This window comes from Marinobacter pelagius, from assembly GCF_900114925.1.
Classification (GTDB): domain Bacteria; phylum Pseudomonadota; class Gammaproteobacteria; order Pseudomonadales; family Oleiphilaceae; genus Marinobacter; species Marinobacter pelagius.
The window spans coordinates 641,086-659,339 of sequence record NZ_FOUR01000001.1 but is presented as its reverse complement, the minus strand read 5'-3'; the positions used below and the strand labels follow the sequence as shown (position 1 = coordinate 659,339).

The window sequence follows — 18,254 nt, the reverse complement described above, 5'->3', positions numbered from 1 at the left end:
AAATGACCGACAGATCCACAACGGAACAGAGCGCCTACCTCGGCCAGGATGAGGCCGCCCGGCTCAAGACCATTCTTGAAGGCACCCGGGCCGGCACCTGGGAATGGAACGTCCAGACCGGTGAGACGGTGTTCAACGAGCGCTGGGCCCAGATCATTGGTTACACGCTGGAAGAACTGCAGCCTATCTCCATCGAGACCTGGCTGAAGTTTGCCCATCCCGATGATCTGGCAGAGTCCGAGCAGCGCCTGCAGGCCCACTTCCGGGGTGAGACGGACTACTACGAATGCGAAGCCCGCATGCGCCACCGGAATGGCCACTGGGTCTGGGTACGGGATTACGGACGCCTGGTGAGCCGGACCCCCGAGGGCGATCCAGAATGGGTCAGTGGGACCCACATCGACATCAGCGCCGCCAGGCAATACCAGCAACAGCTCGAGGCAGTCCAGGCGGAGCAGCTCGAGACCATCGAGCGACTGGAAAAGATGGCGGCGACAATTCCGGGGGTAATTTACCAGTTCGAGATGCAACCGGATGGCTTCATGAGTTTTCCCTACGCCAGCGCCGGGATCGAGCGGATCTATGGGGTCAGCCCGGAACAGGTACGCAAGGATGCCTCCCTGATCTTTGACAAGATTCATCCCGACGATCTCCAGCATGTTCGCGACACCATTGAGGCCTCACGGGCCAGTGGCGGCGACTGGAATTGTGAGTACCGGGTCGTGGTCGACGGCCATGTCCGCTGGGTTTTCGGCCAGGCCCGACCGGAATTCAGGGACAGCGGCAGTATCCTCTGGCATGGCGCGATTCTCGACATCAGCGCCCAGAAGGAACTGGAGGAAAAGCTGCGGCAGATTGCCATCACCGACGAGCTGACCGGGGCCGCCAACCGACGCCAGTTCATGGAACTGCTGTCGCGGGAATACCAGCGCTATCGCCGCAACGGTCCATCCTATGCGGTCATCCTGTTTGATTTCGACTGGTTCAAGCAGGTGAACGATCGGTTCGGCCATAACGCCGGAGACATGGTGCTACGGGAGACCACCCATCTGGTCCAGGACAGCCTGCGCGCCAGTGATACCTTCGCCCGCATTGGTGGCGAGGAATTTGCCATCCTCCTGCCCGACAGCGACCAGGACAGCGCCCACCATCTTGCCGAACGGCTTCGCCAGACCCTGTCCGAGCATTCCTTCGAGGGCCCGGAGCAGTGTATCCGGGGTTCCATAACCTGCGGTATTGCGGTCTCCTGCCCGCAGGATGGCAACGCCAAAGAAATCATGCTCCGGGCAGATACCGCGCTCTATGCCGGCAAGGCCGCGGGACGGAACCGGGTCATGGTCTATGACCGGAACCTGGCCCCGGCGAGGCGTCACGCCGGCGACTGATCCTGGTGTTGCTGACGCCACAGTCGGGCGTAATGTCCGGCCCGGGCCAGCAGTTCATTATGATGGCCACTTTCCACGATCCGGCCGGCATCCATCACCAGGATGGTATCGGCATCGCGGATGGTGGACAGCCGATGGGCGATAACCAGGGTGGTGCGCTGCCGGCTGACCTCCCGCAGGGCCCCGAGGATCGCCTGCTCCGACAGGGAATCCAGTGACGACGTGGCCTCGTCCAGGATCAGCAACGGCGGGTTCTTGAGGATGACCCGGGCGATGGCCACCCGCTGTTTCTCGCCCCCCGACAGTTTCAGACCACGCTCACCCACCTTGGTGTCATAGCCCTCGGGCAGGCTGTGGATAAACCCCTCCAGGTGAGCCATCCGGGCTGCCCGGTGCACTTCCTCTTCAGTCGCTTCCGGCCGGCCATAGGCGAGGTTCCGGTACAGGGTGTCATTGAACAGAACCGTATCCTGGGGCACCACCCCGATGGCAGCCCGCAGGCTGTCCTGGGTTACGTCCCGGATATCCTGGCCATCGATCCGGATACTGCCGCTGTCCACATCGAAGAACCGGAACAGCAACCTCGCCAGGGTGGACTTGCCGGCGCCACTGGCACCGACCACCGCCACCGTATGCCCGGCGGGAATGGCAAAGTCCACATCCCTGAGGATCGGCCGGTCGGGCCGGTAGCCGAAGTGAACATGGTCAAACCGGACCTCACCGTTATCCACAGCCAGGGCCGGGGCATCCGGTTTATCCACAATCGCCGGGCGATCATCGAGCAGCTTGAACAGGCGCTCGACGTTCACCAGGGCCTGACGGATCTCCCGGTAGACAAATCCGAGCGCGTTCAGGGGGATGAACAGCTGGATCAGGTAGGCGTTGATCATGGTGAAATCCCCCAGGGTAATCTCCCCGGCCGCCACCTCACGCACCGCCATCGCCATGATCACGATCAGGGCCACGCCGATGATCAAGGCCTGGCCACCGTTCAGGCTGGCCAGTGACAGGCGGTTTTTCAGCCGGGCCGCTTCCCAGTCCTCCAGGTCCCGGTCATACAGCTCCGCTTCATAGCGCTCATTGTTGAAATACTTGACTGTCTCGTAGTTGAGCAGGCTGTCCACGGCCCTGGAATTGGACTGGTTGTCCCGGGCATTAGCCTCCCGTACGAACTTGGTGCGCCATTCGGTGACCTTGATGGAAAACACCACGTAGACCACGACGGCGACCAGGATTGCCAGCACATAGCTCACGTTGAACACCACCAGCAGGATGCCGGCAACCAGCAGGATCTCCAGCAGGGTGGGGACGATGTTGAACAGGGTGAAGCGCAGCAGGAAACTGATGCCGTTGGTGCCCCGCTCGATATCCCGGGCGAGGCCCCCGGTCTTCCGGTCCAGGTGGAAGGCCAGTTCCCGCTGGTGCAGGTGACGGAACACCCGCAGCGATACCCGGCGCATGGCTCGCTCCGCCACCCGGGCAAAGACCGCATCCCGCAATTCACTGAACAGGGTACTGCCAAACCGGAGACTGCCGTAGGCGATCACCAGCACTACCGGTATCCACAGCACCATGTCCGCCCCCCGGTTCTGGTCCAGGTAATCGACGATGTACTTGAGGGCAACCGGCGTGGCCACCGTGGCCAGCTTCGCCAATACCAGCAACGACAGCGCCAGGATCACCCGGCCACGGAACTCCGCCAGATAGGGCCAGAGGCCGGCTATCACTTTCCAGTCGGGTTTATGATCGGCGGGGTAGTCATTGTCGGCGTAGGCGCGCACGGGTTTTCCTTTTCGGTCAGGGCAAAATGATCGATTCAGCCGTATGATGGACAGCAATCAAAGTGTACAGCACTTCCTGTGGATATCCGGAGGCCGACTATCAACACCCGTCATCGCAAGGCCCTGAAACTGGTCTATGAGTTCATCAGCCCCTACCGGCGTGCCGTTGCCGGTGCCCTGGTGGCCCTGGTCATTACCGCCGGCATCACCCTGAGTCTGGGGCAGGGGCTGCGGATCCTGGTGGACCAGGGCCTGGCCACCGAGTCACCGGCCAACCTGGCCCGGGCCATCGGGCTGTTCTTTGTGCTGGTGCTGGGCCTGGCGTTCGGTTCTTTTGCCCGGTTCTACCTGGTGTCCTGGATCGGGGAGCGGGTGGTGGCGGATATCCGAAAACGGGTGTTCAATCACCTGATCGACCTGCACCCGGGCTTCTTCGAAGAGAACCGCGCGCTCGAGATCCAGTCCCGGTTCACCGCCGATACCACCGTGCTGCAATCGGTGATCGGCTCGACGGTATCCATCGCGCTGCGCAACGCGCTGATGCTGGTGGGCGGGCTGATTCTCCTGTTCGTGACCAACCCGAAACTGGCCAGCATCATCCTGCTCGGCTTTCCGCTGGTGATTGCGCCGATCCTGTTCTTTGGCCGCCGGGTCCGGCAGCTGTCCCGGCTGAGCCAGGACCGGGTGGCCGATGTCGGCAGTTACGTGGGCGAGAGCCTCACCCAGATCAAGACCGTACAGGCATTCAATCACCAGTCCCAGGATCGTCAGTATTTCGGGGAGGTGTCGGAAGGGGCATTCGATATCGCCCGGGCCCGCATACGGCAGCGGGCCTGGCTCACCACTCTGGCGATTTCCCTGGTGATGGGCGCCGTGGGTATCGTGATCTGGATTGGTGGCCTGGATGTCATCGAGGGCCGTATCAGCCCGGGGGAACTGGCGGCCTTCGTGTTTTACAGCCTGTTGGTGGGCGTCGCCGCCGGGGCCATCAGCGAGGTGATTGGTGAGGTGCAACGGGCCGCCGGGTCCGCGGCCCGGTTGTTCGAACTGCTGCAAACCCGCCCGGAATTCGGTGAGCGGGGCAAATCCACGACCAGGCTGCCGGAGCGGGTAAGCGGCCGGATCGAGATTGACCATCTGCGGTTCTGTTACCCGAGCCGACCCGAGACGCCTGCCCTGGATGACCTGTGCCTGACCGTCGAGCCTGGCGAGACCCTTGCCCTGGTGGGCCCCTCGGGTGCCGGAAAATCCACCCTGTTCGACCTGCTGCTGCACTTCTATTCACCACAGGCAGGCAGCATCCGGATCGATGGTATCGACAGCTCCACACTGGAGCTTGCCGATCTGCGCCGCTGCTTTGCCCTGGTGCCGCAGAACCCGGCCCTGTTTAACGGTTCGGTCGCCGACAATATCCGTTATGCCCGCCCGGATGCCAGCGAGACGGAAGTGGAGCAGGTAGCCCGCGTGGCCCATGCCCACGAATTTATCCACAGGCTCCCCGAAGGTTATGACACCCGGCTCGGTGACAACGGCCTGGGCCTGTCCGGCGGCCAGAAACAGCGTCTGGCCCTGGCCCGGGCACTGCTGGCCGATGCCCCGATACTGTTACTGGACGAGGCCACCAGCGCCCTGGATGCAGAAAGTGAACACCTGATCCAGCAGGCGATGCCGGCACTGACTCGGGACCGGACTACCCTGGTGATCGCCCACCGGCTGGCCACGGTGCGCGATGCCGACCGGATTGCGGTACTGGAGGATGGCCGGTTACTGGCGATCGGCAACCACCAGAAACTGATGGAAACCAGTCCCTTGTACCAGCGCCTTGCCCGTCTCCAGTTCCGGGATCAGCAAAGCTGAGATAGTGGTCGGTTTGTGGCCGGCGCCCGTACTCCTTACACTGGTAGTTAAACCTACTGACTCCCGAACAGGAGGATCGCAAAGTGACCAATCAAGAATTGCAGGCACTCAAAGAACGTTACGTGGCAGCGGGCGCGGCAAGTCCCAATGAACAATTTGCCGATCATGCCCTGAACGCCGAGCTGTGGGACGCCGACGGCAAGCGCATGATCGACTTCGCCGGTGGTATCGGCGTGCTGAACATCGGCCACCGTCATCCCAAGGTGGTCGAAGCCGTCAAGGCGCAGCTGGACAAGCTGATGCACACCTGCCAGACGGTAATGCCCTACGAGGGTTATGTGAAGCTGGCCCAGAAGCTGAGCGAAGTGGTGCCGGTACGCGGACACGGCAAGGTCATGCTGGCCAACTCCGGCGCCGAGGCCCTGGAGAACGCCGTGAAGATCGCCCGGGCAGCCACCGGCAAGACCAACGTCATCTGTTTCGATGGCGGCTACCATGGCCGCACCTTCATGACCATGGCCATGAACGGCAAGGCCGCGCCCTACCAGACTGACTTCGGCCCGATGCCGGGCATGGTGTACCGCGCGCCCTTCCCGGTGCCGTACCACGGTGTCTCCGAAGACGAGGCCCTGCGTGGCCTGGCCATGACCATGAAGGCCGACTCCCCGGCCCGCAATACCGCAGCGATTGTGCTGGAACCGGTACTGGGTGAGGGCGGTTTCTATCCGGCACCGAAAAGCTTCCTGGAAAAGGTCCGCAAGATCTGCGACGACAACGACATCCTGATGATCGTCGACGAGGTCCAGAGCGGTTTTGGCCGGACCGGCAAGATGTTCGCCATCGAGCACAGCGGTGTCGAGCCGGACATCATGACCATGGCCAAGTCCATGGCGGACGGTATGCCGATCTCGGCGATTGTCGGCACCGACAAGGTCATGGATTCCTCCGGCCCGAACTCCCTGGGCGGCACCTACACCGGCAGCCCGACGGCCTGTGCGGCGGCGCTCGCGGTGTTCGACGTGTTCAAGGAAGAGGATATCCTGGGCAAGAGCCAGCGCCTCGGCGAAAAGCTCAAGGCCCGGTTTGCCCAGTGGCAGGAACAGTTCGAGCATGTGGATAACGTACGCAACCTCGGCCCCATGGCGGCAATCGAGCTGGTGGAAAGCAAGGATTCCCACAAGCCGATGCCGGAACTGGCCGCGGCAGTCACCAAGAAGGCCAAGGAAAAGGGCCTGATCCTGCTGAGCTGTGGCATGTACGGCAATACCCTGCGCTTCCTCATGCCGGTCACCATCGAGGACGAGATCCTTGAGGAAGGCCTGGCGATTGTCGAGGAAAGCCTGAAAGAGGCAGGTGCCTGATCGTCAAAGGCATTTGCCGGCCGGGCCTCTGTGGCCCGGCCAACTCCCTTCGAATACCCCCGGATTCATCGTATACTGCCTGAACACGATTATTCACCCGGCCTGTGTGTGCAGGCTGTCCAACCAGGTAATTCAATGACTCCGGACACTCCCCGATCCGTTCCCGATCACAAGCCCCGTCCCTGGGTTGATCTGCTGGTCAGTATCATCATCCCATCGGTCATCCTGATGAAGTTCAGCGGGGACGAACACCTCGGCAGCGTCAACGCCCTGATCATCGGCCTGGCATTCCCTCTGGGCTGGGGCCTGTTCGAGCTGGTGCGGTATCACAAGAAAAACTTCATTGCCCTGCTGGGTCTGATCAGCGTCGGCCTCACCGGCGGGATCGGTCTGCTCGAGCTCAATTCCCAGTGGCTGGCCATCAAGGAAGCCGCGGTACCGGCCATCATCGGGCTGGCCGTGCTGGTGTCGACCCGGACCCGGTATCCGCTGGTCCGGACCCTGCTGTACAACCCGACCGTGCTGGATGTGGACAAGATCCAGGAGCGCTTGGTGCATGAGGGCAAGGAGAACGAGTTCGAGGGCCGGCTGCTGAAAGCCAGTTATTTCTTCGCCGGCACCTTCCTGTTTTCTTCGATCATGAACTACGTGCTGGCAAAATGGATCGTCACCAGCCCCTCCGGCACCCAGGCCTTCAACGAGGAGCTCGGCCGGATGACCCTGGTGAGCTATCCGATGATCGCGATTCCCTCCATGGTCATGATGATGCTGATCTTCTGGTACCTGTGGCGGACCATCCGCCGGCTGACCGGGTACTCCCTGGAAGAGGTGATGGCGCCGCACCTGCTGGAAAAGGAACGTGAGAAGGAAAAGGCCAGGTCCAGGGAACAGACCTCCGGGAAGTAGGCTTTAAAGCTTCAGGAAATAAAAACGAATGGTTTAAAACAAAAAAGGCGGGAAGTGAAAGCTTCCCGCCTTTTTTATGCCTGTTTCAAGTCACTTACACGTCCAGGTTAGTCACTTCCAGCGCGTTGGTCTGGATGAACTCACGACGCGGCTCCACATCATCACCCATCAGAGTGGTGAAGATCTGGTCGGCCGCGATGGCGTCCTCGATGGTGACTTTCATCATCCGACGGGTCTCCGGATCCATGGTGGTCTCCCACAACTGCTCCGGGTTCATCTCACCGAGCCCCTTGTAGCGCTGGATATTGAGGCCCCGCTGGGCCTCCTTCATCAGCCAGGCCAGGGCACCCTCGAACGACAGCACCGTCTGCTTGCGCTCGCCACGCTGGATATAGGCGCCTTCCTCGATCAGCCCCTCCAGGGTTTCGCCCATGCGGGCAATGGCGGCATAGGAGGAGGATTCGAAGAAATCGTGGCTGAACACGTGCTCGTGGGGAATACCGTGCACGTAGATCGTGACCTTGGGCAGGAAAAGGCCGCGCTCTTCGTCTCGGGTGACCGAGAAGGTGTACTTGGTCCCGGTGCGGGTATCCAGGTTCAGACCCTCGCCCAGGCGCCCCACCCAGCGGGCCACTGCCTCCTCGTCCTTCAGGTCGTCCATCTTGAGCGTGACGTTATGCAGCATCTGCTCCAGGACCTTGGCGGGGTAGGCGCGGGAGAGACGGTCGATCATCGCCATCACCGCCTGATAATCCTTGACCATGGTCTCCAGAGCCGAGTCCTTGATGGCCGGTGCATCGGGGTTCACGAACAGCTGGGCGCCCTCGAGTGCGGTCTGGGTCAGGTAGGCTTCCTTGGCCTTCTCGTCCTTCAGGTACTGTTCCTGCTTGCCGCGCTTGACCTTGTACAGGGGCGGCATGGCGATAAAGACGTGACCACGCTCGATGATTTCGCGCATCTGCCGGAACAGGAACGTCAGCAGCAGGGTCCGGATGTGAGAACCGTCCACGTCGGCATCGGTCATGATGATGATGGAGTGGTAACGGAGCTTGTCCGGGTTGAACTCCTCACGGCCAATACCACAGCCCAGAGCGGTGATCAGGGTGCCGACTTCCGCGGAGGACAGCATCTTGTCGAACCGTGCTTTTTCGACGTTCAGGATCTTACCCTTCAGCGGCAGGATGGCCTGGGTCTTGCGGTCACGGCCTTGCTTGGCACTGCCACCCGCGGAGTCACCCTCCACAATGAACAGTTCGGACAGGGCAGGATCCTTTTCCTGGCAGTCGGCCAGTTTGCCGGGCAGACCGGCAATGTCCAGAGCGCCCTTGCGGCGGGTCATGTCCCTGGCCTTACGGGCGGCTTCCCGGGCACGGGCCGCCTCGATCATCTTGTTGACGATCAGCTTGGCTTCGTTCGGCTGCTCTTGCAGGAAGTCACTGAAACTCTGGTACAGCTCCTGCTCCACCGCGGTTTTCACTTCCGAGGAGACCAGCTTGTCCTTGGTCTGGGAAGAGAATTTCGGGTCCGGAACTTTTACGGAAATGATGGCGGTCAGGCCTTCCCGGGCATCGTCACCGGAGGTCGCTACTTTGGCCTTCTTGCCCAGGCCTTCATGCTCGATGTAGTTGTTCAACGAGCGGGTCAGGGCGGCCCGGAAACCGGCCAGGTGGGTACCGCCATCCCGCTGGGGGATGTTGTTGGTGAAGCAGTAAAGGTTTTCCTGAAAGGCGTCGTTCCACTGCATGGCCACCTCGACGGCAATGCCGTCCTCACGTTCCCGGTTGAAATGGAAGACGCGGTTGATCGGGGTCTTGGTGGAATTCAGGTGCTCAACGAAGGCACGCAGCCCGCCTTCATACTCGAAGACCTCTTCCTTGCCAGACCGCTCATCGGTCAGGCGAATCCGTACGCCACTGTTCAGGAAGGCCAGTTCCCGCAGGCGCTTGGCCAGGATATCGTAGTGGAACTGGATACTCGAAAAGGTTTCCGGAGACGGAATGAAATGGACCTTGGTGCCGGAAGCATCGGTGTCACCGACAACCGAGAGCGGTGCTTTCGGTACACCGTGAGCATAGGTCTGTTCCCAGACTTTGCCATCCCGGCGGATGGTCAGGGTCAGGTTAGAGGAGAGGGCGTTAACCACGGATACGCCCACACCGTGCAGGCCACCCGAGACCTTGTAGCTGTTGTCATCGAACTTACCGCCGGCGTGGAGAACGGTCATGATCACCTCGGCGGCAGATACCCCTTCCTCCTCATGGAGGTCGGTGGGGATACCACGGCCGTTATCCTTGACGGTGACTGATTCGTCCGGGTGAATGATCACCCCGATTTCGGAGCAGTAACCTGCCAGAGCCTCATCGATGGAGTTGTCCACCAACTCAAAGACCATGTGGTGCAGGCCCGTGCCATCATCGGTGTCACCGATGTACATGCCGGGCCGCTTTCGCACCGCATCCAGTCCTTTCAAGACTTTGATACTGGAGGAATTGTAGTTCGATTCACTCATTAGGTGACTCCTGAAGGGTGATGACCGGTGCTATAGCCTGACGGCCTCGTGGGCTTCATCATCAGGTTTGGCATCGCCGGTTTTATTCTTCCGTCAATTTGCCATGTTCCACGTGGAACATTCTGTAATCCGGGGTATCGCCAGCGCCCCAGAGGGACTCGGGATCCGGATGTTCAATCGATGTAATAAATACCTGACTCCCAAGCGCCCGGAGTTTCTGGGCCAGCATGGCCCGATGACCAACATCCAGTTCCGCATTGATGTCGTCGAGTAAAAACGTGACCTGCCGGCCCATGTCGCTCAACACCATCCCTTGGGCAATCTTCATTAATATAACCAACGTTTTCTGCTGACCCCGGGAAAAGGTTTCGGCAACCGGTCGCCCCTGAAACTTGAGGCGTATGTCTGCCCGATTGGGTCCATACAAGGTATGGCCCATTTTCAGTTCCTGTTCCCGGTGATTCCTGAGAATCTCGGTCAGCTCGTGCGCCCGGTCCCAACCGGGAAAAAACTCCATTGTCAAACCCTGGGTCCAGGGTACATCCACCTGCTTAACCAGCAGTTCGAACGCTTCCTTGAACCGGTCGAAGGTGGCCTGCCTCGAGTCGCTCAGGCGCTCGCTGAGGCCTGCGTACTGGCTATCCCAGACCCGAAGCAGGGATTCGTCTATTCTACCATTTCTGAGCGTCTGATTCCGCTGTGATGTGACTCTCTGGCATTGTTGCCACACCGACGCGAAGGAAGGTTCCACGTGGAACACCAACCAGTCCAGAAACTGCCGCCGTTTTCCCGGCCCACCCGCCACAATGTCAAAAACCCCCGGATCAATCACTGACACCGGGAGGTGCTTCGCCATCGAGGAAAGACTCCGCACGTTTTCACCATCAACTCGCAACGACGTCTCTTTCGCACTCACATCCCGGGCAATCCCCAGCCGGTGCGCCAGACCGCCCTCATCGCCGGATACAGATTCGTCCGCGCCCTGGTCCAGACCACCGAACACGGTAAAACGGCTTTGCCCATGGGAAACCACCGCCTGGTGACGACTCACCCGGAACGAGCGGCCAAGTCCCAGATAGCCGATCGCCTCCAGCACGCTGGTTTTGCCACTGCCGTTGGCGCCGTAGAGAAGATTGAAGGACGGCGAGAAAGACACCGGATCCGGCGCCAGATTTCGGAAATGCTCGGTCTGGAGTCTGACAAGGGCCATAGAAGGGTTGGCTTTCCGGGGGGACGAAACTGGGCCATTAAAAAAGGCAGCGCCGGATTATCCATGCGCTGCCTTAGTGTACAAAAGCTGTCCGGGGATGGCGACCAGCTCAGTGCAACATGTTCAATCGTTCATCCATGAAAACATCCATTTCTGGCGCCAGGATATGTACGTAACGGTCGAAGTACAGGAACTGCTTCAGCAGCAGGGCAAATTCCCTCGGGAAATGCAGCCCGTGACTCTCACCAATCTTCACCATATCCATCAGGATGTTGTTCACATCGTCTTCCGCCTGGTCCGCTTCGTAAGGCACATGATCAGGCACCATCTTGTCCATCTGCTGGTACAGCCGGCGCAGATCCGCTGCCAGATCCGAGACTTTCACGGTCTGATGAGTCACCCCGATCCGGATCATGGCCGACGCCATGCCATCAAAGTTGCCAACCATGATCGCCGAGATGAAATCGCTCACCGCCTGCCAGGTATCCGGCTTGATCCGGCCCACGATCCCGAAATCGATGAAACCGACCCGGCCATCCCGCAACACCATGAGATTGCCGGCGTGAACGTCCGCATGGAAAAACTCGCACTGGGTCAGGCTGGCAAACCAGGTATTCATGGCGGTGATCAGCGTGTGCTCCGGATCCCGGGCATAACCGCGAATACTTTCCAGATCGGTCAGGGGTACCCCGTAGAACCGTTCCATGGTCAGGATCCTGCGGGTACTGCAATGTTCATAGACCAGGGGGCAGGTTGCCTCTTCATTATGGGTATCGTGCAGGAAGTTGCGGAACACCTTCAGGTTGTTCGCTTCCTTGATGAAGTCACATTCCTCCATCATCGTGCGCTGGATTTCTTCCACAATGCCGGACATCGAGGTCCAGGACAGCTTCGGTGCCAGGGTCTCGACGATCCGCGCCGACAGATAAAGGAAGTTAAGGTCGGTGAGCAGGATGTTTTCCACACCCGGCTTCTGGACCTTGATCACCACATCTTCCCCGGTGACCAGCCGGGCGGCATGAACCTGGGCAATGGAAGCCGATGCCAGCGCCACAGGATCAATCTCGGAGTAGACCTCCTCAATCGGGCGACCCAGTTCCTCACGGATGATTTTCTTGATCACCCCGAATGGAAGACTCGGTGTCTTGTCCAGGCAGTACTGGAATTCCTCGACGTATTCCTTCGGGAAAAATGTCGGGGAACTGGCAATGAACTGACCGAGCTTGATGTAAGTGGCACCCAACGATTCAAACGTTTGCCGAAGCAGACGCGGGGCAGGGGGCCGATCGCCCCGAACCCAGTTGACCCCGGTGCGGCCAAGCACCGACAGGGTCTGGCCAATCCTGAATGCGCCTTTGATTCCGTTCGTCACGGTACCCATGGTGTGTCTCCCTTACCCGGCACCCCGGTTACAGCCGCATTGGCATGACCACGTACAGGCACCGGTTGTCACTTTCCGATTCGATCAATGCGCTGCTGTTCGGATTGGACAGGGTAATCTTCACCTGATCATCATCCAGCGCATTCATCACATCCACCAGGTAGCCTACATTAAAGCCAATCTGGAGTGATTCGCCCTGATACTCCACCGGCAGCGCGTCTTCGGCCTGTTCCTGATCCGGGTTGTTGGCAAACACCTCGAGCTGGTTCGGACCCAGGTTCAACCGGACACCACGGATATTTTCGTGGGAAAGAATACCCGCACGCTGAAGGGTGTTCTTCAGCGTCGAGCGGTCAGCCAGCACGACCTTGTCACCGCCCCTGGGGATAACCCGGTTGTAATCCGGGAACTTGCCTTCGATCAGCTTGGAGGTGAAGGTATAGGCCCCCACGGTGGCGCGCAGGTGGTTATCCCCGATCACCAGGGTCACCGGCGTTTCCACGTCATCCAGCAGACGGGCGAGTTCCAGCACGCCTTTTCTGGGTACGATAACCTGGCGCAGTTCCGGGCATCCGGTCTGCATATCCACATGGGCCATCGCCAGCCGGTGGCCATCGGTGGCCACGGTGCGCACGTGATCCGAGGACACTTCCAGCAACAGTCCGTTCAGGTAGTACCGCACATCCTGCTGCGCCATGGCGAACGCAGTGGCATCCAGCATCCGCCCGAGTTCCTTCTGGGGAAGTTCCAGCCGGAAGCTCTCGTCTTCATCCTCCACGTTGGGGAAATGCTCCGCCGGCAACGTGGACAGGGTGAAATGACTGTTGCCGGAGCGCAGGTGCAGGCGATCTCCCTCCAGGGACAACTCGATCGGTGACTCGTCACCCAGGGCCCGACAGATGTCGGACAGCTTCCGGGCGGGCACCGTGATCCGGCCAGACTGGTCCACATGCACCGGGGTGACCCGGCCCACCAGTTCAACCTCCATATTGGTCCCGGTCAGGGTCAGCGTATTGTCCTCGGCCACCAGCAGTACGTTGGACAGCACGGGCATTGTCTGTTTCTTCTCCACCACGCCGGCAATGCTTTGCAGCGGGGTGAGCAGGGATTCACGGCTGATCGTCAGTTTCATGGCACTCAGCTTTCTTTGGTGTTGGAAGGGTGAATGTTGTCGCTAACGCCCGACATCAGGTGGTCAGCAATCTCATAAAGTTCTGATAATCCTCACGGATACCCGGATCCGTATCCTGCAGCTCCAGGATCTTCTTGCACGCGTGCAGCACCGTCGTATGGTCCCGCCCGCCAAAGGCATCGCCGATTTCCGGCAAACTGTGGTTAGTCAGTTCCTTGGCCAGCGACATGGCAACCTGCCGGGGCCGGGTCACGGTCCGGGTCCGGCGCTTGGACAACAGGTCCGCCACCTTGATCTTGTAGTACTCCGCCACCGTGCGCTGGATATTGTCGATACTGACCTGCTTTTCATGCAGGGCCAGCAGGTCTTTCAGGCTCTCGCGGATAAACGGCGGAGTAATCTCCGAGCCCGTGAAGTGAGCATTCGCTATCACCAGACGTAGCGCCCCTTCGAGCTCTCGCACGTTGGAACGGATCTTCTGGGCAATAAAAAAAGCCGCTTCGCTACTGAGCTTGACGTTGGCCTGTTCCGCCTTCTTCATCAGGATCGCGACCCGGGTTTCCAGCTCCGGCGGCTCCACCATCACGGTCAGCCCCCAGCCGAACCGGGACTTCAACCGCTCTTCCATGTCGGAGATTTCTTTCGGGAAGCGATCACAGGTCACGATCACCTGCTGTCCGCCCTCCAGCAGGGCATTGAAGGTGTGGAAAAACTCTTCCTGGGAACGTTCCTTGCGGGCGAAGAACTGGATATCGTCGATCAGGAGGGCATCCACCGACCGGTAATAGCGCTTGAACTCGTTTATGGCATTGAGCTGCAACGCCTTGACCATATCAGCCACAAAGCGTTCGGAGCGCAGGTAAGCCACCTTTGCCCGGGGATTGCGCCGGACGATCTCATTACCAATGGCGTGCATCAGGTGGGTTTTACCGAGGCCCACGCCACCGTACAGAAAGAGCGGGTTATAGGCACCGCCCGGATTTTCCGCGACCTGCATGGAAGCAGCCCGGGCCAGCTGGTTCGATTTACCTTCCACGAAGGTTTCGAAGGTAAAGCCCTCGTTGAGGAAGCTCTGGTGCTTGATATCACCTTCTACCTGCACTTCCCGGCGATCATTGTCGGTTTTCGGCTTTACACTCACCGGCCCCGCCACGGTGGCAGCGACACCCTTTTCCTCTTCCGTGACCTGGTTGCCGGTTTCTTCCTGCAGCCGGCCATTAACCGCTGGTTTGTCGGCGGCGCGGTTTACCGGTGCCTGTTCCCGGGGGGCTGACCCCACCTTCATGTTAACCCGGGGAGCCTGGCCCCCGTTCAAATCCTTGAGTACTTCCTCTATACGGCGAAGATATTTTTCGTTGACCCAGTCCATGACAAACCGGTTGGGAGCAAACAGCACCAGCTGACCTTCCCTGTGATCAGACTGTAGCGGTCTCAACCAGGTATTGAACTGTTGTGCGGGAAACTCGTCCCGGAGTACTTCAAGACATTGATGCCAGATACTGTTCGGCACGACCGTCTGCTCCCGATAACCCAGAAATTCTTCTCTCCGGAATGACTGCATCCGGTAGTAAAGAGGCGATCACGGATTCTAACCCGAGTGCCCTGGCAGTAAAAGTGCAAAACTGAACTCATAAACAGCCTGTGGAAATTTAAAATTATTAAAAACAAATTCTTAGAGACTTACCTACAGGCTTGTGTACAGTAAAGCTCCCACAAAAAAGTTACCCACAGCCCTGTGTGCACACCCTGCGTGCAACCCTGTGCGAAAGCCCGGGACCAATCAGGGTATAACTCGCACCTTTTGGACAAAGTAGACTTTCCCACATTTCGTCACTGCTTCCTCCACAGGCCTCACGCCACCTTGTCAATACCCTTGTCAACGACAGAAGAAATTGAATTTGAAACGAAAATTCGGCTTTTCCACAGAAATCATGGTCCCTAATAACAGTAATAATTAATCCTTAAAAGAATTCATAAAAGACCTAATGATTTTATTATCTGACCACCACGCTACCGCACCCACCGACCCCGTATTGTCCCTGACACAATAATCATTGAATTCTCACCGGTATTTGCATAGAATGCCGCTCCTGTTTTGGCTGTACATTTTCCAGCCAGTTACTGAATTTCAAACTTACGAAATGTGAGATCGTCACCATGAAAAGAACGTTTCAACCAAGCGTCCTGAAGCGTAAGCGCGTCCACGGTTTCCGTGCCCGTATGGCTACTGCCAACGGCCGCAAGGTTCTGTCCCGTCGCCGTGCCAAAGGTCGCGCGCGCCTGTCAGCGTAAGACCTGTTCGCCTGATGAAGGCTTTGGGTTTCCCCAAATCCGCCCGTCTCCTGCGGCCAGCGGATTACAGCAAAGTCTTCGATGACGTACAGCTGAAGGTTCCGCACCGGAATTTCCTGATCCTGGCTACGCCGAACGATCTCGGTCATGCCAGGATTGGTCTGGTTTTTTCCAAGAAGAACCTCAAGCTGGCCGTCCAGAGAAACCGGGTAAAACGCCAGGTCAGGGAGACTTTCAGGCTCCAGAGTGACCTGCCCGGCGTGGACATCGTGATCCTTGGGCGTCAAGGCCTGGCCAATCTGGATAATCAGACCATCCGGGATTCCCTGAACGATCTCTGGCGCCGGCTCAAGAAAAAATACCACCAGTCATCGCCATCCCGCGCAGCTGAATCCAGGCCTGCCGGTAGAGGAACGGGGTAATGCGCAAGCTCTTGCTTCTGCCCATTCGCTTCTATCAATACGCAATCAGTCCTCTGATGGCGAGTCACTGCCGCCACTATCCCACGTGCTCGCAATACGCGGTTGAAGCCATTACTCTGCATGGTGCTGCCAAAGGTTCGGTGCTGGCCATCCGGCGTATAGGCAGGTGTCACCCCTGGAGTGAAGGCGGCTACGATCCTGTTCCAGGTACTGAGCATTCCCCTCAAACCACCCAGACCAGACAGTAATCCTATGGATATTCAACGCATTGTTTTGTTTGCCGGCCTGGCGATTGTCAGTTATCTGATGGTGTTGGCCTGGAACGAGGATTATCATCAGCAACCGCAACCTACTGAAACTGCTCAGGTTGCCAGCACATCCAATGGCAACGGTAGCAATGGTGATGACGGCATGGTCCTTCCGGAACAGGGCACCACGTCCTCGGATGGCAGCGAAGAGTTTTCCACACCCGAATCCGGCCAGGCGACAGTCTCGGCAAGCGCAGAAGGCACCAGCGTCGACAATCAGTTCATCACCATCCGCACTGATGTCTACGACCTGACCATCGATCGGGTCAGCGGTAATCTTGTCCAAAGCTCACTGCTCAATTACGACAAGTCGCTGAACAGCGAAGAACCACTGCAGCTTCTGACCAACACCGAAACCCGCACGTACCTCTTGGAGAGCGGTCTGATTGGTCGCGACGGCCCGGACAGCCAGAAGAACGGCACCGCACCGGTGTACCAGGCCACGGCTGACGATTATCAGCTCGATGACGGTCAGGACCAGTTGACCGTCGATCTCACCTACACTACCGATACCGGCGTCAAGATCACCAAACGCTACCAGTTCGAGCGTGACAGCTATGAAATCGGGGTTCGTTACCAGGTGGAAAACAATTCCGGAGCGCCCTGGCAAGCCAACTTCACCGGCAAGATTGTCCGTGATGAAGCACCGGACCCCACCAGCCAGGCCAGTATGGGTATCCGCGCCTACCTGGGCATGGTGATGAGCTCGCCGGAAGATCCCTACGAAAAGTTCGACTTTGACGACCTCAAGGAAAATCGCGTCAACCAGCAGGTCACCAACGGTTGGCTGGCGTTCCTGCAGCACTACTTCCTGAGCGCCTGGATTCCCGAACGGGATATGCCGGCCCAGTTCCAGAGCACACAGCGTGGCCAGCTGCACGTGATGGGCTTTGTCTATCCGGCCACCACCGTGGCGCCGGGCGAGACCGCCGAAGTTGGCGCCACCGCCTATGTTGGTCCGAAGATCATCGACCGGCTTGAAGCCATTGCCCCGAATCTCGACCGCACAGTGGACTTTGGCTGGCTGTTTTTCATCTCCCTGCCGCTGTTCTACATCCTGCAGTGGTTCCACAGCCTTGTGGGTAACTGGGGCGTGTCCATCATCCTGCTGACAGTGCTGGTGAAGGCGGTGTTCTTCCACCTGTCCGCCACCAGTTACAAGTCCATGGCCAAGATGCGCGCGGTGGCCCCGCAGCTGACTCGGCTCAAGGAGCTCTATGGCGATGACCGCCAGCGCATGTCCCAGGAGATGATGGCCCTGTACAAGCGGGAGAAGATCAATCCGCTGGGCGGCTGTCTGCCGATCCTGGTGCAGATGCCGGTGTTCATCTCCCTGTACTGGGTTCTGTTCGAGAGCGTCCAGCTGCGCCACGCGCCGTTCATGCTGTGGATCCAGGATCTGTCCCAGATGGATCCGTACTTCATCCTGCCGATCCTGATGGGCGCCAGCATGTTCCTGCAGATGCACCTGAACCCGACGCCACCGGATCCCATGCAGGCGAAGATCATGAAGATGATGCCGCTGATCTTCACCGTGTTCTTCCTGTGGTTCCCGGCGGGTCTGGTTCTGTACTGGCTGGTGAACAACATTCTGTCCATTGCCCAGCAGTGGTACATTACCCGCAAGATCGAAGCGGAAGTGGCAGGCAAGAAGCACTGACCAGAGTGCTGACCTGACCCGACAGAGGCTCCTTCATGGAGCCTCTGTTA

The 18,254-nt window shown here is 59.0% G+C and carries 14 protein-coding genes; 8 read left to right on the top strand and 6 right to left on the bottom strand.

The genetic code is table 11. The features are described from left to right. Positions 1-2 precede the first annotated feature (2 nt). The gene (locus BM254_RS02985; protein ID WP_091998409.1) at positions 3-1,385 is read left to right on the top strand and encodes a sensor domain-containing diguanylate cyclase; all 1,383 of its coding nucleotides are present in this window, start codon (positions 3-5) and stop codon (positions 1,383-1,385) included. On the opposite strand, the gene BM254_RS02980 is transcribed toward BM254_RS02985, so the two are convergent. Next, positions 1,370-3,166 (bottom strand): ABCB family ABC transporter ATP-binding protein/permease, encoded by a 1,797-nt coding sequence (locus BM254_RS02980; RefSeq protein ID WP_091998407.1) that lies wholly within the window; start codon positions 3,164-3,166, stop codon positions 1,370-1,372. The genes BM254_RS02985 and BM254_RS02980 overlap by 16 nt on opposite strands. A gap of 123 nt (positions 3,167-3,289) precedes the next feature. Here BM254_RS02980 and BM254_RS02975 point away from each other — a divergent pair, with 123 nt between their 5' ends. The 3 genes from BM254_RS02975 (at position 3,290) to BM254_RS02965 (ending at position 7,290) form a co-directional block, all read left to right on the top strand. Further along, positions 3,290-5,023, top strand: a complete 1,734-nt coding sequence (locus tag BM254_RS02975; RefSeq protein WP_091999152.1) for an ABC transporter transmembrane domain-containing protein — start codon at positions 3,290-3,292, stop codon at positions 5,021-5,023. Between the two features lie 83 nt (positions 5,024-5,106). Continuing rightward, on the top strand, positions 5,107-6,384 hold the full coding sequence (gabT, locus tag BM254_RS02970) for a 4-aminobutyrate--2-oxoglutarate transaminase (protein WP_091998406.1): 1,278 nt from the start codon (positions 5,107-5,109) through the stop codon (positions 6,382-6,384). 135 nt (positions 6,385-6,519) lie between these two features. After that, positions 6,520-7,290 (top strand): VC0807 family protein, encoded by a 771-nt coding sequence (locus BM254_RS02965; RefSeq protein WP_091998404.1) that lies wholly within the window; start codon positions 6,520-6,522, stop codon positions 7,288-7,290. A 94-nt stretch (positions 7,291-7,384) separates the two neighbouring features. On the opposite strand, the gene gyrB is transcribed toward BM254_RS02965, so the two are convergent. The 5 genes from gyrB to dnaA form a co-directional block, all read right to left on the bottom strand. Next, positions 7,385-9,799 (bottom strand): DNA topoisomerase (ATP-hydrolyzing) subunit B, encoded by a 2,415-nt coding sequence (gene gyrB, locus BM254_RS02960; protein WP_091998402.1) that lies wholly within the window; start codon positions 9,797-9,799, stop codon positions 7,385-7,387. Between the two features lie 82 nt (positions 9,800-9,881). After that, complete coding sequence (gene recF, locus BM254_RS02955) at positions 9,882-11,009, bottom strand: DNA replication/repair protein RecF (RefSeq protein ID WP_091998400.1); 1,128 nt, start codon at positions 11,007-11,009, stop codon at positions 9,882-9,884. 109 nt (positions 11,010-11,118) lie between these two features. Beyond that, positions 11,119-12,390 carry an ABC1 kinase family protein gene (locus BM254_RS02950; protein ID WP_091998398.1) on the bottom strand — a complete coding sequence of 424 codons (1,272 nt, stop codon included), beginning with the start codon at positions 12,388-12,390 and terminating at the stop codon, positions 11,119-11,121. Positions 12,391-12,418: 28 nt separating this feature from the next. Next, positions 12,419-13,522: a DNA polymerase III subunit beta gene (gene dnaN / locus BM254_RS02945; RefSeq protein WP_091998388.1), complete on the bottom strand. Its 1,104-nt coding sequence runs from the start codon at positions 13,520-13,522 to the stop codon at positions 12,419-12,421. 55 nt (positions 13,523-13,577) lie between these two features. Continuing rightward, positions 13,578-15,032 (bottom strand): chromosomal replication initiator protein DnaA, encoded by a 1,455-nt coding sequence (gene dnaA, locus BM254_RS02940; RefSeq protein WP_091998385.1) that lies wholly within the window; start codon positions 15,030-15,032, stop codon positions 13,578-13,580. A gap of 647 nt (positions 15,033-15,679) precedes the next feature. On the opposite strand from dnaA, the gene rpmH reads away from it, so the two are divergent. Genes rpmH through yidC form a run of 4 tightly spaced genes read left to right on the top strand, consistent with a single transcriptional unit; the run spans position 15,680 to position 18,204 of the window. Next, positions 15,680-15,814 (top strand): 50S ribosomal protein L34, encoded by a 135-nt coding sequence (rpmH, locus tag BM254_RS02935; RefSeq protein WP_008940054.1) that lies wholly within the window; start codon positions 15,680-15,682, stop codon positions 15,812-15,814. Between the two features lie 14 nt (positions 15,815-15,828). Continuing rightward, the gene (gene rnpA / locus BM254_RS02930; RefSeq protein ID WP_091998383.1) at positions 15,829-16,236 is read left to right on the top strand and encodes a ribonuclease P protein component; all 408 of its coding nucleotides are present in this window, start codon (positions 15,829-15,831) and stop codon (positions 16,234-16,236) included. Beyond that, on the top strand, positions 16,236-16,484 hold the full coding sequence (yidD, locus tag BM254_RS02925) for a membrane protein insertion efficiency factor YidD (protein WP_091998381.1): 249 nt from the start codon (positions 16,236-16,238) through the stop codon (positions 16,482-16,484). The genes rnpA and yidD overlap by 1 nt, the downstream gene beginning before the upstream one ends. Before the next feature lie 4 nt (positions 16,485-16,488). Continuing rightward, entirely contained in the window at positions 16,489-18,204 is a 1,716-nt protein-coding gene (yidC, locus tag BM254_RS02920; RefSeq protein ID WP_091998379.1) for a membrane protein insertase YidC, read from the top strand. Positions 18,205-18,254: the final 50 nt, after the last annotated feature.

Bases quoted from the DNA above. Each gene is read 5' to 3' on its own strand.
- rpmH (WP_008940054.1), top strand. From the start codon at position 15,680: ATGAAAAGAACGTTTCAACCAAGCGTCCTGAAGCGTAAGCGCGTCCAC.
- BM254_RS02950 (WP_091998398.1), bottom strand. From the start codon at position 12,390: ATGGGTACCGTGACGAACGGAATCAAAGGCGCATTCAGGATTGGCCAG.
- gyrB (WP_091998402.1), bottom strand. From the start codon at position 9,799: ATGAGTGAATCGAACTACAATTCCTCCAGTATCAAAGTCTTGAAAGGA.
- dnaN (WP_091998388.1), bottom strand. From the start codon at position 13,522: ATGAAACTGACGATCAGCCGTGAATCCCTGCTCACCCCGCTGCAAAGC.
- yidC (WP_091998379.1), top strand. From the start codon at position 16,489: ATGGATATTCAACGCATTGTTTTGTTTGCCGGCCTGGCGATTGTCAGT.
- recF (WP_091998400.1), bottom strand. From the start codon at position 11,009: ATGGCCCTTGTCAGACTCCAGACCGAGCATTTCCGAAATCTGGCGCCG.
- BM254_RS02965 (WP_091998404.1), top strand. From the start codon at position 6,520: ATGACTCCGGACACTCCCCGATCCGTTCCCGATCACAAGCCCCGTCCC.
- BM254_RS02985 (WP_091998409.1), top strand. From the start codon at position 3: ATGACCGACAGATCCACAACGGAACAGAGCGCCTACCTCGGCCAGGAT.
- rnpA (WP_091998383.1), top strand. From the start codon at position 15,829: ATGAAGGCTTTGGGTTTCCCCAAATCCGCCCGTCTCCTGCGGCCAGCG.
- yidD (WP_091998381.1), top strand. From the start codon at position 16,236: ATGCGCAAGCTCTTGCTTCTGCCCATTCGCTTCTATCAATACGCAATC.